Origin of the sequence: Stenotrophomonas maltophilia (assembly GCF_013464485.1) — a bacterium.
Taxonomy (GTDB): Bacteria; Pseudomonadota; Gammaproteobacteria; order Xanthomonadales; family Xanthomonadaceae; genus Stenotrophomonas; species Stenotrophomonas maltophilia_AW.
In genome coordinates this window covers 16,374-31,232 of the sequence record NZ_RAUX01000014.1, presented here as the reverse complement: position 1 = coordinate 31,232, position 14,859 = coordinate 16,374, and the positions used below count along the sequence as shown (strand labels likewise).

The window sequence follows — 14,859 nt, the reverse complement described above, 5'->3', positions numbered from 1 at the left end:
CGGTCCAAATTCGCAGACAGCATCCCCAAGGACACCCTCCGTGGCAAAAATCACCAAAACCTTCCAGTACGGCAAGCACACCGTCACGCTCGAGACCGGCGAAGTCGCCCGTCAGGCCAGCGGTGCCGTCATCGTCAAGATGGACGACACCGTACTGCTGGTCACCGCCGTCGCCGCCAAGAGCGCGCGCGAAGGCCAGGACTTCTTCCCGCTGACCGTCGATTATCAGGAAAAGTTCTACGCCGGCGGCCGTATCCCGGGTGGTTTCTTCAAGCGTGAGGGCCGTGCGACCGAGAAGGAAACCCTGATCTCGCGTCTGATCGACCGTCCGATCCGTCCGCTGTTCCCGGAAGACTACAAGAACGAAGTGCAGATCATCGCCACGGTCATGTCGTTGAACCCGGACGTGGACGGCGACATCCCGGCCCTGATCGGCGCCTCGGCTGCCCTGGCCCTGGCCGGCACCCCGTTCATGGGTCCGATCGGCGCTGCCAAGGTCGGTTACAAGAACGGCGAGTACATCCTGAACCCGACCGTCAGCGAACTGGCTGACTCGCAGCTGGAACTGGTCGTCGCCGGTACCTCCAACGCCGTGCTGATGGTCGAATCCGAAGCCGCGCTGCTGTCCGAAGAAGTGATGCTGGGCGCCGTGACCTTCGGTCACCGCGAAATGCAGAAGGTCATCAACGCGATCAACGAGCTGACCGTCGAAGCCGGCACCAAGCCGTCGACCTGGGAAGCTCCGGCCAAGAACGACGCGCTGATCTCCGCCCTGAAGGAAGCCATCGGCCCGCGCCTGGGCGAAGCCTTCCAGGTGCGCGACAAGCTGCAGCGCCGCGACGCCATCTCGGCGATCAAGAAGGACGTGGTCGAAACCCTGGCTGGCCGCGTGGCCGCTGAAGGCTGGAACCCGGCCGAGCTGTCGAAGGAATTCGGCGAGCTGGAATACCGCACCATGCGTGACTCGGTGCTGGACACCAAGGTCCGTATCGACGGCCGTGCGCTGGACACCGTCCGCCCGATCGCCGTGAAGACCGGCGTGCTGCCGCGTACCCACGGTTCCTCGCTGTTCACCCGCGGCGAAACCCAGGCCATCGTGACCATCACCCTGGGCACCGCCCGTGATGGCCAGGTCATCGATGCCGTTGCCGGTGAGTACAAGGAAAACTTCCTGTTCCACTACAACTTCCCTCCGTTCTCGGTGGGTGAGTGCGGCCGCATGATGGGCCCGAAGCGCCGCGAAATCGGCCACGGTCGCCTGGCCAAGCGCGGCGTGCTGGCTGTCATGCCGTCGCTGGAAGCCTTCCCGTACACCATCCGCGTCGTCTCGGAAATCACCGAGTCGAACGGTTCCTCGTCGATGGCATCGGTCTGCGGTTCGTCGCTGGCCCTGATGGACGCCGGCGTGCCGGTGAAGGCGCCGGTTGCCGGTATCGCCATGGGCCTGGTCAAGGAAGGCGAGCGTTTCGTCGTCCTGTCCGACATCCTGGGTGACGAAGATCACCTGGGCGACATGGACTTCAAGGTGGCCGGTACCGCTGAGGGCATCTCCGCCCTGCAGATGGACATCAAGATCGAAGGCATCACCGAAGAGATCATGAAGCAGGCCCTGCAGCAGGCCAAGGCTGGCCGTCTGCACATCCTGGGCGAAATGGCCCACGGCCTGACCGCTCCGCGTGAAGAGCTGTCGGACTACGCGCCGCGCCTGCTGACCATCAAGATCCACCCGGACAAGATCCGCGAAGTGATCGGCAAGGGTGGTTCGACCATCCAGGCCATCACCAAGGAAACCGGCACCCAGATCGACATCCAGGACGACGGCACCATCGTCATCGCTTCGGTCAATGCCATCGCTGCCCAGGCCGCCAAGGCCCGCATCGAGCAGATCACCTCGGACGTCGAGCCGGGCCGCATCTACGAAGGCAAGGTCGCCAAGATCATGGACTTCGGTGCGTTCGTCACCATCCTGCCGGGCAAGGACGGTCTGGTCCACGTGTCGCAGATCTCCAGCGATCGCGTCGAGAAGGTCGGCGACGTGCTGAAGGAAGGCGATGTGGTCAAGGTCAAGGTGCTGGAAGTCGACAAGCAGGGCCGTATCCGCCTGTCGATGAAGGCCGTGGAAGAAGGCGACGCCGTCAGCGCCGAGTAATCGACCTCCGGTCGATTACGGTAGGTGTCAACCTTGGTTGACACGCTCCTGGAATCGCTGAAATGAAAAAGCGGGCTTCGGCCCGCTTTTTCTTTGCCTGGAATCCTGTGGATGAGGACCGTTGGTCCTTGCACTTACGCGTCTTCTTCGTCCTCACCCAGCCACCAGACCTGGCCTGGCTCCGGGTCGCTCATCGGGTGCTCGCGCTGTTCGATGGCCTCCAGCACCCGGCCGGGGGCTGTAGCGACCCACACCGCCATGAGCTTTTCCACCGCATCCCGGCCCTGTGCGGCCACGCCGAGGTCACGTTCGCGTCTCCATTGGTCTTCATCTGGCGCCTCGTCACCATGCTGGTGCGGCGTGCCGTAGCTGCAGCGGCGGCACAGCCGGCGCACGGTGGCCGTCCAGTCCTCGACCATGCCGATGCCAGGCAGGGTGATGGCTTCCAGGGCAGCGATGTCATCGGCCGAATCGCACTGCACGAACACGGTGAAGGTCGCCATGTCCGATGCCTGCAGGCGCTGCATGGCATTGAACACCGGCACCTGGCGCTCGCCGTAGGTGCGATGGCCGGTTGATGCGCCGTCGTGCAGCACGATGTCGCCGAAGCGGAAGCCGCTTTCGGGCAGCGGTACGTTGTCGATGCGTGCACGCACCGGATCAATGCGGCTCATATACACCACTTCGGCATCCGACCACGGTGCCAGGCGCACGCAGGCCACGCCGAAGTGGCCCTCGATCGGGCCCTCGCCTTCGGGCAGGGTGATGCCACAGCGGGTCCACTGGCGTCGTGCTTCGGCCCAGTCCGCCATGCCGGTGGCGGCGATGCCGGCATTCCAGGCAGTGGCGACATCGAATTCCCCACGCAGCTGCTCCGATTGCAGGTTGTCCTGCAGTGAGGCAGCCCAGTCGCGCAGGTACTTGTGCGCCAGCCCGCGCATGTAATGCAGGTACGGCACCTCCGGAGCGAGTGCGATCAGCTCGCCGAACAGCGCCACCGCCTGCTGCAGGTCGCCTTCGTGGAAGGCGTCGTAGGCGCGTGCTTCCAGCAACTGGCGTTCGTCGAGGGATGTGTCGTCCAGCAGGTCGTCGTTGCAGGGAGTGTCGTGGTCGGTGCTCATGTCCATGCGCGGTTGTAGATCCGCGGCTACCTTAGCCGATGCAGGTGGCTGGGAGCGCCGCGTCGGTGCATGTCCTGCTGCAATGCATGGTGGCAGCGGCATGACTGCCACGTTGTCGCCCTCTGGCCGATCGTTGCTGTCCACTGGACGACATGCCACGACATCCGTCCCATGGCCCCATTCGTTTGCTAACGTGGCGGCGCCTTCGAACCGGGAGATTCCATGTTCCGCCAGACCGTGGCTGTCCTTGCCGTGCTGATTGCCGGTGCCTTGCCCTTTGCCGTACATGCGGCGCCCGCGCAGCCACCGATCTTCGGTGCCTACTACCCCGGTGGTTCGGCCGAGCGCTACCCGGTGTCGAGCATTCCGGCCGAGCGCCTCACCCACCTGTTCTACGCGTTCTCCACCATCGAGGACGGGCGCTGCACGATCGGTGCCGAAGCGCCGAAGAATTTCGCTGCGCTGGCCGAGCTGAAGAAGGCGCACCCGCATCTGCGCACGCTGATCTCAATTGGCGGATGGGGCGCAGGTGGATTCTCCGATGCAGCGCTGACCGAGGCCAGCCGCAAGCGCCTGGTCGACTCGTGCATGGCGCTGTTCTTCGATCGCCATGCCGGCAGCTTCGATGGCGTGGACATCGACTGGGAATTTCCTGTCAGTGGCGGCCCGAAGGAGCTGGCGCACCGCCCGCAGGATCGCGCCAATCTGACCAGGCTCGCGCAGGCGTTCCGCGTGGCACTCGACGCGCACGGGCGCAAGGAGCGACAGCCGATGCTGCTGACCGCCGCGTTGGCCGCCGGTCGCCTGCAGACCGATGGCCCCTACGATCCGGCCGCCAGCTACGACCTGCCGGCGTTGGCCAAGGTGTTCGATTTCATCAACCTGATGAGCTACGACATGGGCACCGGTTTCTCTGCGGTGTCGACCTTCAATGCGCCGCTGCATGAAGTGCCGGCCGATCCGCTGGCGCCGGAGCTGCGGCGCTGGAACAACGTGGCCGGCGCGGTGCAGTACTACCGCGAGCACGGTGTGCCGGCCGACAAGCTGGTGTTGGGCGTGCCGTTCTACGGGCGCGGCTTCAAGGTCACCGGCGATGCCCCGGATGGCCTGTACCAGTCCTACAGTGCGCCGGCTGATGCCGGCGACTGGCGGGTGATCAAGGCGCGCTATCTCGACCAGCCGGGTTGGACGAAACACTGGCAGTCGCAGGCGCAGAGCCCGTGGCTGTACAACGCCGGGCAGAAGATCTTCATCAGCTATGAAGACCCGCGCTCGATCGGGCTGCGTGCGCAGTTCGCCCGTGAGCAGGGCCTGGCCGGGGTCTTCATGTGGGAGCTGACCGGCGACGACGAACAGGCCAGCCTGCTCAACGCCATGCTGGGCCCCTGGCAGAAGGCGCGCATCGGCGATTGAGCTGCATCAGGCGATGCCCGGCGCAATGTCGCAACGCCATTGGCCCAACGCCGCACAGCATGGCCACGCCCGCAGCGTTACGCTGCGGGCATGATCCATCTTGAACGCCTGGACCACCTGGTCCTCACCGTCGCCGACATCGACCGCAGCTGTGACTTCTACCAGCGCGTGCTCGGCATGCAGATCGTGCGCTTCGGCGCGGGCCGTACCGCGCTGCAGTTCGGCCAGCAGAAGATCAATCTGCATCTGGCCAGTGCCCCGCTGCAGCCGCATGCGCTGCGGCCCACGCCGGGCAGTGCCGACCTGTGCCTGGTCACGCGTACGGCGACAGTCGATGTGCTGGCCCACCTGCAGGCGCAGTCCGTTGCGGTGGAGGAGGGGCCGGTTGCACGCACCGGCGCGCTGGGGCCGATCGAATCGGTGTACTTCCGCGACCCGGATGGCAACCTGATCGAAGTGAGTCGTTACCCCGGCGAGGCATGATCCTGCTTGTGTAGCGTCGAGCTTGCTCGACGGTGCTTGGCGCGAAATCAACGCCAGTCGAGCAAGCTCGACGCTACAGGGGGCGTTGCGCGCAACGGTAGGTAGCGCCGGGCCATGCCCGGCGAAGGCTCAGTTGACCCAGACGCTGTTGGGATCGCCGTTGCGGGCGCGGCGTTGGCTGGCCACTGCCAGGCGGGCGAAGCCGAAGGCCATGGCCAGCGCGATGGCATCGACCCAGAACAGCGGCCAGTGGCCACGCGCGGCAGCACGCCACAGCCAGTCACCATTGAGCGCACCATGCAGGATCGGCACCAGCGCAGTGCTGATCGCCGCCGCCCACAGCAGTTCGCGTGCCGCCTGCGCCGGGCGTCGCAGTGCGGCCCACAGCGCACAGACAGCCCAGCTGCCGAAGCAGGCCCAGCGGATGCCGTGGTCGACTGCCGACGGTGCCAGCCGCTCCAGCACCAGTGCGGTGACGAAGGCGACCGAGATCGCCACGCACAGGCCGATGCACACGCCGACCGTGGCCCGCGCCATGTTCACGCCGGCACGCGGCTGCTGCGGCTGGCGGCGCTTGCGCCGCGACTCGATCCACAACAGGTTGCCGGAGTAGAACAGGAAGGCACCGCCGAGGCCGAGCAGGAAGTACAGCCAGACCACCACGCCGTTGCCGAATTCGCCGAAGTGCAACGCGTAGGCGGCGCTGAGCGTGGCGTGGTTGGCGTCGCGCTGGCCTGGCAGCTGCGAGGCCAGAACGTTACCTGTGGTGACGTCCAGTGCCACCGCGCCAAGCGGGCCGAGCGTGCCGGTGGATTCGCCGGTGATCTCGATGGTGGCATTGGCATCGCCGGCATTGGCCAGCTTCAGGTAAGCCGGCTCGAAGTTGGCCACGCCCTGTGCGCGGGCGACTTCAAGCGCGCGCGCATGCAGCACGCGCAGGCTGCCTGGCGGTGCCGGAATGCCACTGGCGTCGCGCACGGGCGCGGTGTCCATCGCCGTCGGCACCGCCTGCAGCGCCTTGCCGTCGTAGATCAACGGGTTGAGCAGGGCCATCTGCACGAACACCAGGCAGAGCAGGGCGCCGGTCACCGCGAACATCAGGTGGAAGGGCAGGCTCAGTACGCCGATCACGTTGTGCGCGTCCTGCCACAACTGCTTCAGGTTGCGGCCCGGCCGCAGCGCGAACAGGTCACCAAACAGCTTCGGAAGGTGGATCACCAGGCCGCTGAGCAGCGCCATGCCATACAGCAGGCTGACGATGCCCATCACGTAGATGCCGGCCACGGGTAGGCCCAGGCTGTAGTGCAGCTCGTTGACCAGTTCCGCCAGCCCGGTCTGCGGCGGCGTCGGGCTGCCGGCGATCTGGCCCGGCCAGGCGTAACGCCAGCTACCGTCATCGGCCTGCCAGTACGCCAGAGGCTGCGGATGGTCGGTGCCAGGGAAGGTCATGCCGACGTGGCGACGTGCTTCCGGATGCGTGGCCAGCACGTCCTCCAGCAGGTACTGCGCATCGTCCAGCCCGGCTGGCAGTGCGGTAGCTGCGCCTGGCGTCTGCCACAGCGGCAGGTCGTGATGGAACAGGGTCAACGCACCGGCGTAGAAGGCCACGAACAGGCCGAAGCCGGCCACCAGGCCAACCCAGGTATGCAAGGTGGTGAACGTGCGCAGTGTCTGCGAACTGAACTTCATGGGAGAGATCTCAATGTACCGCGCCGGTCAGGCGCAGCAACCCGAGTACGGCGAAGCCGGCGGCGGCGCTGCCACCCAGCACCAGCCAGGCATGCAGCGCGCTGCGGAAACTGAACGCCCAGAGGGCAGCCAGCATCCACAGCGGCACGAAGGCGATCAGGCCGGGTACCAGGGCGTTCTGCCAGGGGCCTGGCGGGAGCCAGGTCACCCATCCAGTGGCGGCAGCGGCCAGAAGGAACCCGGCGATGATGCCGGCCAGTGCGCGCGGCCACATCAGGGCGACTCCGTGCCGGGGCGGTGCCAGGCGGCCAGCGCCGGCAGCAGCATCGCCGCCAGCATCCAGGTGCACAGCATCGCCACCAGGCCGGCGGCAAAGCCGAGCTCGGCCATCCATAGCCACAGCGCGGCGGCAGCTGCGACCAGGCCGATCTGGCGTCCAAGGCGGCCGGCGCGACGCAGGCGCGGCCAGCGGCAGTGCGGTGAGGCGGCATAGAAGGCCAGCGCCGAGAACATCGCCGCCAGCATGCCCAGGCTGCAGAAGCCGAGCGTGGAAAGGCCGACGGTGATCATTGCGAGCGGCCGCCGCGGCAGCGGGCCGGCGAACGCGGGGCACGGGCGGGGCCGGCGGGAGCCGGTCGGAGCGGGTGGCGCATCACGGGGTCCTGGGGGAAAGCGGGCAGGCTGGCACGGGCCGGCTGCGTGCACATGGTAGTCATTGCGTTTTCACGCCGCCAGCGGCGGCCATTCAGCGGACCGTACGGTAGCCCTTGGGCTTTCCGGTGCGCTGGTTTAAGATCATCACACCCTCTGACTGGAACAAGGTGGCCCGCGCCCAGCGCCGGCCGAGCGTGCGACATGAGCACTACCACCGCCCACTGTTGACCTGCCCCCGAAGGCCCTGTGTTCCAGGCGCCCTTGTGGCGCTTTTTTATTGCCCGGGCGCCGTCCCGGGAACGCTTTCCAGTCCGCCCAGCGGGCCCCCGCACGAAGCCACTGCGATGATCAACATTACCCTTCCCGACGGCAGCCGCCGCGAGTTTGAAAACCCCGTCAGCGTCATGGACGTCGCCCAGTCGATCGGCGCCGGCCTGGCCAAGGCCACCATTGCCGGTGCCGTGGACGGCGTGCTGGTCGATGCCAGCGACGTCATCGACCACGATGCCAGCCTGCGCATCATCACCGCCAAGGACGAGGAGGGCGTGGAGATCATCCGCCACTCCTGCGCCCACCTCGTCGGCCACGCCGTCAAGCAGCTGTACCCTGACGTGAAGATGGTGATCGGCCCGGTGATCGCCGAAGGCTTCTATTACGACATCTACTCCGAGCGCCCGTTCACTCCGGACGACATGGCCGCGATCGAGAAGCGCATGGGCGAGCTGATCGCACAGGACTACGACGTCATCAAGAAGATGACGCCGCGCGCGGAAGTGATCGAGATCTTCAAGGCCCGTGGCGAGGACTACAAGCTGCGCCTGATCGAGGACATGTCCGACGACATCCAGGCGATGGGCATGTATTACCACCAGGAATACGTGGACATGTGCCGCGGCCCGCACGTGCCGAACACGCGCTTCCTGAAGGCCTTCAAGCTGACCCGCATCTCCGGTGCCTACTGGCGCGGTGACGCGCAGAACGAGCAGCTGCAGCGCATCTACGGCACCGCCTGGGCCGACAAGAAGCAGCTCGAGGCGTACATCAAGCGCATCGAAGAAGCCGAGATGCGCGACCACCGCCGCATCGGCAAGCAGCAGGACCTGTTCCACCTGCAGGAAGAAGCGCCGGGCCTGGTGTTCTGGCACCCGAAGGGCTGGGCACTGTGGCAGGTGGTCGAGCAGTACATGCGCAAGGTGTACCGCAACAGCGGCTACGGCGAAGTGCGCTGCCCGCAGATCCTGGACGTGAGCCTGTGGAAGAAGTCCGGCCACTGGGACAACTACCAGGACAACATGTTCTTCACCGAGTCGGAGAAGCGCACGTACGCGGTCAAGCCGATGAACTGCCCGGGCCACATCCAGGTGTTCAACCAAGGCCTGCACAGCTACCGCGACCTGCCGATCCGCTACGGTGAGTTCGGTTCCTGCCATCGCAACGAGCCGTCCGGCGCGCTGCACGGCATCCTGCGCGTGCGTGGCTTCACCCAGGACGACGGCCATGTGTTCTGCACGGAAAACCAGATCGAATCGGAAGTGACGGCCTTCCACCAGCAGGCGCTGGCGGTCTACCAGCACTTCGGCTTCGACGACATCCAGATCAAGATCGCCCTGCGCCCGGAATCGCGTCTGGGTGACGATGCGACCTGGGACAAGGCCGAAGGCGCGCTGCGCTCGGCGCTGACCGCCTGTGGCGTGGAGTGGCAGGAGCTGCCGGGCGAGGGCGCCTTCTACGGCCCGAAGATCGAGTACCACCTGAAGGACGCCATCGGCCGTACCTGGCAGCTGGGCACCATGCAGGTCGACTTCATGATGCCGGGCCGCCTGGGCGCCGAGTACGTGGACGAGAACAGCCAGAAGAAGCACCCGGTCATGCTGCATCGTGCCATCGTCGGCTCAATGGAGCGCTTCCTGGGCATCCTGATCGAGCACCATGCCGGCCAGTTCCCGGCTTGGCTGGCGCCGACCCAGGTGGTGGTGGCCAATATCACCGACGCTCAGGCTGAATACGTCGCGGGCGTGACCAAAACCCTTGCGGAGCAAGGCTTCCGCGTCAGCTCGGATTTGCGTAACGAGAAGATCGGCTATAAAATCCGCGAGCATACGTTGCAGCGCGTGCCCTACCTGCTGGTCATCGGTGACCGCGAGAAGGAAAATGGGGCTGTGGCGGTGCGTACGCGTTCTGGCGAAGACCTGGGCAGCATGAGCCTGCAGGACTTCATCGAGCGGCTCCACGCCGAGGGCGCGTAAGCAAAGGTCCGGTCCGGGCGCACAGGCACCCGGACCGGTTCGATACCCTTGGGAGAACGTAATATCAGCACCCCTGACAACAAACAGAACCGCAAGAATCAGGAAATCCGTGTGCCGCGCGTCCGCGTGATCGGCAGTGACGGAGAAATGATCGGCGTGTTGTCGCGCGACGAAGCGCTGTCCATGGCCGAAGATGAAGGCCTGGACCTGGTCGAAATCCAGCCGCAGGCCGATCCGCCGGTCTGCAAGATCATGGACTTCGGCAAGTTCAAGTTCGAAGCGCAGAAGAAGGCCAGCGAGGCCAAGAAGAAGACCAAGCAGGTCGAGATCAAGGAAGTGAAGTTCCGTCCGGTCACGGACGAGGGCGACTACCAGATCAAGCTGCGCAAGATGCGCGGGTTCCTTGAGGATGGTGACAAGATCAAGGTCAACATCCGCTTCCGTGGCCGTGAAATGAGCCACCAGGAACTGGGCCGCGAAATGGCCAACCGGATCGAGACCGATCTGGGCGAGGACATCGTCATTGAATCCCGTCCGCGCCTGGAAGGGCGTCAGATGGTCATGATGATCGCGCCGAAGAAGAAGACCTGAGGCCTGACGGGCCGCCTTTCGGGGCGCCTGGCTGAACGGTTCAGGGTAAGGGGGCGCCGCTGGCGTCCCTTTGCTTTTGCGGCATGCCGGTGAATTGCCGGTAAAGGGTTGCAGGGGCTGGTGACAGGGCGGTTTTGCCTGTATCATGCCCGGCTCGACCCACCCAGGACGGGTCGTACGCCGATCATGGCAGGACGGAAAGAGCGGCCCAGGCCGCCGCCAGATCAGTCAGAAACCAGGGTCATATCCCATCAAGGACATTGCAATGCCCAAGATCAAGACCAACCGGGCAGCGGCCAAGCGTTTCCGCAAGACCGCCTCGGGCAAGTACAAGTGCGGCCACGCCAACCGTAGCCACATCCTCACGAAGAAAGCGACCAAGCGTAAGCGTAATCTGCGTCAGACGGGCCATGTCCGTGCAGAAGACGCAGGCCGTCTGGACCGCATGCTCCCTTACCTCTGAGGAACTGAAAAATGGCACGAGTTAAGCGTGGCGTACAGGCGCGTCGCCGCCACAAGAAGATTCTGGATCTGGCCAAGGGCTATTACAACGCCCGTCGCAAGGTCTTCCGCGTCGCCAAGCAGGCGGTCATCAAGGCACAGCAGTACGCCTACATCGGCCGTAAGCAGAAGAAGCGCAACTTCCGTTCGCTGTGGATCACCCGTATCAATGCGGCTGCCCGCATCAACGGCCTGAGCTACAGCCGCTTCATGAACGGTCTGCTGAAGGCCGGCATCACCCTGGATCGCAAGGTCCTGGCTGACATCGCCGTGCACGACGCAGCCGGTTTTGCTGCGCTGGCCGAAAAGGCCAAGGGCGCGCTGGCGGCATAAGTCCTTCCCGATGCCGTAACCGTTCACTCGGAACGGTGTCAGGTCAAGGCAATGCATGGGGAAGGGCGCAAGTCCTTCCCCATTCTTTTTTGGGTCCCGGCGAGGCCGCGATGGCAGCGCGGGGACAGCGGTGGCGACAGGGGTCGGCCCTTCGCGCATCGCGATGGCAGATCGACTGGAGTTCCGGCCCCCCATGAGCGACATCCAATCCCTCACCACCCAGGCGCTGGCCGATGTGGCCGCCGCACAGAGCCCCGACGTGCTGGAACAGCTGCGCGTGGCCCTGCTTGGCAAGAGTGGCAGCATCACTTCGCAGCTCAAGCAGCTCGGCGCCCTGCCGGCCGACGAGCGCAAGGCCGCCGGTGAAGCGATCAACCAGGCCCGTGACGCGCTGACCCGCGCGCTGGGTGAGCGCAAGGCGCTGCTGGAAGACGCGGCACTGGATGCGCGCCTGGCCGCCGAAGCCATCGACATCACCCTGCCGGGCCGCAATGGTGACCGTGCCGGCCTGCACCCGATCACCCGCACCCTGGAGCGCATCACCGGCATCTTCGGTCGGCTGGGCTACGAGCTGTCGGAAGGGCCGGAGATCGAGGACGACTGGCACAACTTCGAGGCGCTGAACTTCCCGCCGCACCACCCGGCGCGCGCCATGCACGACACCTTCTACTTCGGCGACGGCCGCCTGCTGCGCACGCATACCTCCGGTGTGCAGGTGCGCTACATGGGCGACCACGCGCCGCCGCTGCGCATGATCGCCGCCGGCAAGGTGTACCGCAGCGACAGCGACCAGACCCATTCGCCGATGTTCCATCAGGTCGAAGGTCTGCTGGTGGACGAGCATTCGACCTTCGCCGACCTGAAGGGCACGCTGGCCGAGTTCGTGCGCGCGTTCTTCGAGCGCGACTTCGAGATGCGCTTCCGTCCCAGCTACTTCCCGTTCGTTGAACCGGGTGCGGAAGTGGATATCGCCTGGCAGCAGCCCGATGGCAGCACCCGCTGGCTGGAAGTGCTCGGCTGCGGCATGGTGCATCCGAACGTGCTGCGCAACGTCGGCATCGATCCGGAGCGCTACACCGGCTTTGCCTTCGGCATGGGCGTGGAGCGCTTTGCGATGCTGCGCTACGGCGTCAACGACCTGCGCGCGTTCTTCGAGAACGACGTGCGCTTCCTCAAGCAGTTCGCGTAAGCCGCAACCATGTAGAGCCGAGCCATGCTCGGCTGCTCCTAAATTCGCAGGCCCAGGCGCATGCGCCGGGCCCACCAGGGTGACACCATGAAATTCTCCGAAAACTGGCTGCGCAGCCACGTCCCGACCTCCGCCTCGCGCGATGAGCTGAGCGCGGTGCTGACCGCCATCGGTCTGGAAGTGGAAGAGGTGACCGCGCTTGGCGACGGCCTCGACCACGTGGTCGTGGCGCGCATCGTCGAAGCGGTGCGCCATCCCGAAGCCGATCGCCTGCAGGTGTGCAGGGTCGACGCCGGGCAGGGCGAGCTGCTGCAGATCGTGTGCGGCGCACCGAACGCGCGTCCGGGCTTGGTCGCGCCGCTGGCGATGGTCGGTGCGCAGATCGGCGAGCTGAAGATCAAGCCGGCCAAGCTGCGCGGCGTCCAGTCCAACGGCATGCTGTGCTCGGCCAAGGAGCTGGGCCTGGACAATGATGCGTCCGGCCTGCTGGAACTGCCGGACGACGCACCGGTCGGCCAAGCCCTGGTCGAGTACCTGGGCCTGCCGGACGCCAGCATCGAGATCAAGCTGACCCCGAACCGCGCCGACTGCTTCAGCCTGCGCGGCATCGCCTACGACGTCGCCGCCGCCACTCGCAGCGAAGTGCTGGACTTCGCTGCCGACGCCATTGCGGCTGTCGGCAGCCGTGAGCTGAGCATCCAGCTCGACGCTGGCGCTGAAGCGCCGCGTTACCTGGGCCGCGTGATCGAAGGCGTCAACGCCGCTGCCAAGACCCCGCTGTGGATGGCCGAGCGCCTGCGCCGCAGCGGCGTGCGTCCGGTCTCGCTGCTGGTCGACATCACCCAGTACGTGGTGCTGGAGCTGGGCCAGCCGATGCATGCCTACGACCTCGGCACCCTGCAGGGCAGCATCGCCGTGCGTCGTTCGCGCGCGGGCGAGAGCCTGAAGCTGCTGGACGGCCGCGATGCCGCGTTGGACGACAGCTTCCTGGTGGTCACCGATGCCGACCGTGCGGTCGGCCTGGCCGGTCTGATGGGCGGCTTCGACACCCGCGTCACCGATGACACCACCGCGGTGTTCCTGGAGGCCGCGCACTTCGCGCCGGCCGCGATCATGGGCCGTGGCCGCAAGCTGGGCCTGCACACCGATGCCGGTCACCGCTTCGAGCGTGGCGTCGACCCGGCACTGCCGCGCACAGCTATCGAATACGCCACCCGCCTGGTGCTGGACCTGGCCGGCGGTACCCCGGCACCGGTCACCGAGGCCGTGCGTGAAGCCGATCTGCCGCAGCCGGCAACCATCGTGCTGCGCCGCGCGCGCATCACCCGCGTGCTCGGCATCACCATCGACGACGCCGAAGTCGAGCGCATCCTGCGCGCGTTGGGCATGGATGTGGCTGCCACGGCCGGGGGCTGGCAGGTCGCCGCGCCGAGCCGTCGCTTCGACATCGCCATCGAAGAAGACCTGATCGAAGAACTGGCCCGCATCCACGGTTACGAGCAGATCCCGACCACGCTGCCGGGCGGTGCCTCGCGCGTGGCGATGCCGAGCGAGACGCAGCTGGATGCACTGAGTGTGCGCCGCCAGCTGATCGCCCGTGACCAGCAGGAAACCGTCAATTTCGCCTTCGTCGACGACGCGCTGCTGACTCAGTGGCAGCTGCGCGACGGCCTGGTGCCGCTGGCCAACCCGCTGTCGGCGGAACTGGCGGTGATGCGCCCGTCGTTGCTGCCGGGCCTGGTCGCCACGCTGGGCCGCAATGCCGCGCGCCAGCTGGGCCGCGTGCGCCTGTTCGAGATCGGCCGTGTGTTTGCCCAGCAGGCCGGGGACGGCCAACCGGCACCGCTGGAAACCCCGCGCGTGGCTGCTGCCGTTTGTGGCGATGCGCAGGCGGTGCAGTGGGGCCTGCCGACGCGCAAGGTCGACTTCCACGACCTGAAGGGCGACCTGGAATCGCTGGCCGCCGCCAGTGGTGCGCAGCTGGAGTTCCGCCCGTCGGCCCGTCCCTATGGCCACCCGGCGCGTTCGGCCGAGGTGTTCCGCGATGGCGTGGCGATCGGCTGGATCGGCCAGGTCCACCCGCGCCTGGCCAAGGCGATGGACATCGAAGCAGACGTCTACGCCTTCGAACTGGACCTGGAGCCGCTGATCGCCCGCCGCCTGCCGCGTGCCGGTGAGCTGTCACGTTTCCCGGCGGTGCGCCGCGACCTGGCGTTCCTGGTGCCTGAACAGGTGGCCTGGGCCGACCTGGCGGCAACCGTCCGCCAGGCCGCCGGCCCGCTGCTGCGCGACCTGAACCTGTTCGACCGCTATGTCGGCCAGGGCGTCGAGCCGGGATTCAAGAGTCTCGCTATGGGCTTGATTTTGCAGGACAAGTCGCGCACTCTGACGGACCGCGACGTGGATGCGGTGGTGGCCGAGGCGGTCACTGCCATCGAGCGTGAACACCACGCCCGGATCCGCGGCTGAGCGGGCAGCACTCGGGGGTAG

General features: G+C 66.2%; 13 protein-coding genes. 9 read left to right on the top strand and 4 right to left on the bottom strand.

The features are described 5' to 3' along the window. Nucleotides 1-40: 40 nt before the first annotated feature. A complete protein-coding gene (pnp, locus tag D7Y61_RS06720) occupies nucleotides 41-2,149 on the top strand; it encodes a polyribonucleotide nucleotidyltransferase (protein ID WP_032128652.1) in 2,109 nt (702 codons plus the stop codon). Between the two features lie 134 nt (nucleotides 2,150-2,283). Here pnp and D7Y61_RS06715 read toward each other — a convergent pair whose 3' ends face one another. Then, complete coding sequence (locus tag D7Y61_RS06715; protein ID WP_258010270.1) at nucleotides 2,284-3,270, bottom strand: hypothetical protein; 987 nt, start codon at nucleotides 3,268-3,270, stop codon at nucleotides 2,284-2,286. A 222-nt stretch (nucleotides 3,271-3,492) separates the two neighbouring features. Between D7Y61_RS06715 and D7Y61_RS06710 the strand changes: the two genes are divergently transcribed. Together D7Y61_RS06710 and D7Y61_RS06705 are read left to right on the top strand one after the other, a co-directional pair. After that, nucleotides 3,493-4,683: a glycoside hydrolase family 18 protein gene (locus D7Y61_RS06710; RefSeq protein ID WP_180865630.1), complete on the top strand. Its 1,191-nt coding sequence runs from the start codon at nucleotides 3,493-3,495 to the stop codon at nucleotides 4,681-4,683. 90 nt (nucleotides 4,684-4,773) lie between these two features. Next, nucleotides 4,774-5,166, top strand: coding sequence for a VOC family protein (locus D7Y61_RS06705; RefSeq protein WP_180865629.1), 393 nt, complete (start codon nucleotides 4,774-4,776; stop codon nucleotides 5,164-5,166). Nucleotides 5,167-5,295: 129 nt separating this feature from the next. On the opposite strand, the gene D7Y61_RS06700 is transcribed toward D7Y61_RS06705, so the two are convergent. Genes D7Y61_RS06700 through D7Y61_RS06690 form a run of 3 tightly spaced genes read right to left on the bottom strand, consistent with a single transcriptional unit; the run spans nucleotide 5,296 to nucleotide 7,425 of the window. Beyond that, entirely contained in the window at nucleotides 5,296-6,855 is a 1,560-nt protein-coding gene (locus D7Y61_RS06700; protein ID WP_180865628.1) for a PepSY-associated TM helix domain-containing protein, read from the bottom strand. 10 nt (nucleotides 6,856-6,865) lie between these two features. Beyond that, nucleotides 6,866-7,129 (bottom strand): hypothetical protein, encoded by a 264-nt coding sequence (locus D7Y61_RS06695; RefSeq protein WP_180865627.1) that lies wholly within the window; start codon nucleotides 7,127-7,129, stop codon nucleotides 6,866-6,868. Beyond that, entirely contained in the window at nucleotides 7,129-7,425 is a 297-nt protein-coding gene (locus D7Y61_RS06690; protein WP_005410439.1) for a hypothetical protein, read from the bottom strand. The genes D7Y61_RS06695 and D7Y61_RS06690 overlap by 1 nt, the downstream gene beginning before the upstream one ends. A gap of 428 nt (nucleotides 7,426-7,853) precedes the next feature. Between D7Y61_RS06690 and thrS the strand changes: the two genes are divergently transcribed. The 6 genes from thrS (at nucleotide 7,854) to pheT (ending at nucleotide 14,838) form a co-directional block, all read left to right on the top strand. Next, nucleotides 7,854-9,755, top strand: a complete 1,902-nt coding sequence (gene thrS, locus D7Y61_RS06685; protein WP_180865626.1) for a threonine--tRNA ligase — start codon at nucleotides 7,854-7,856, stop codon at nucleotides 9,753-9,755. A gap of 48 nt (nucleotides 9,756-9,803) precedes the next feature. Further along, the gene (gene infC, locus D7Y61_RS06680) at nucleotides 9,804-10,346 is read left to right on the top strand and encodes a translation initiation factor IF-3 (protein WP_005410437.1); all 543 of its coding nucleotides are present in this window, start codon (nucleotides 9,804-9,806) and stop codon (nucleotides 10,344-10,346) included. 265 nt (nucleotides 10,347-10,611) lie between these two features. Next, nucleotides 10,612-10,809 (top strand): 50S ribosomal protein L35, encoded by a 198-nt coding sequence (gene rpmI / locus D7Y61_RS06675; protein ID WP_005410436.1) that lies wholly within the window; start codon nucleotides 10,612-10,614, stop codon nucleotides 10,807-10,809. A gap of 11 nt (nucleotides 10,810-10,820) precedes the next feature. Then, nucleotides 10,821-11,180, top strand: a complete 360-nt coding sequence (gene rplT / locus D7Y61_RS06670; RefSeq protein ID WP_005410435.1) for a 50S ribosomal protein L20 — start codon at nucleotides 10,821-10,823, stop codon at nucleotides 11,178-11,180. Between the two features lie 193 nt (nucleotides 11,181-11,373). Next, nucleotides 11,374-12,369, top strand: a complete 996-nt coding sequence (locus tag D7Y61_RS06665) for a phenylalanine--tRNA ligase subunit alpha (RefSeq protein ID WP_005417865.1) — start codon at nucleotides 11,374-11,376, stop codon at nucleotides 12,367-12,369. A gap of 87 nt (nucleotides 12,370-12,456) precedes the next feature. Continuing rightward, nucleotides 12,457-14,838, top strand: coding sequence for a phenylalanine--tRNA ligase subunit beta (gene pheT / locus D7Y61_RS06660; protein WP_180865625.1), 2,382 nt, complete (start codon nucleotides 12,457-12,459; stop codon nucleotides 14,836-14,838). Nucleotides 14,839-14,859 lie beyond the last annotated feature (21 nt).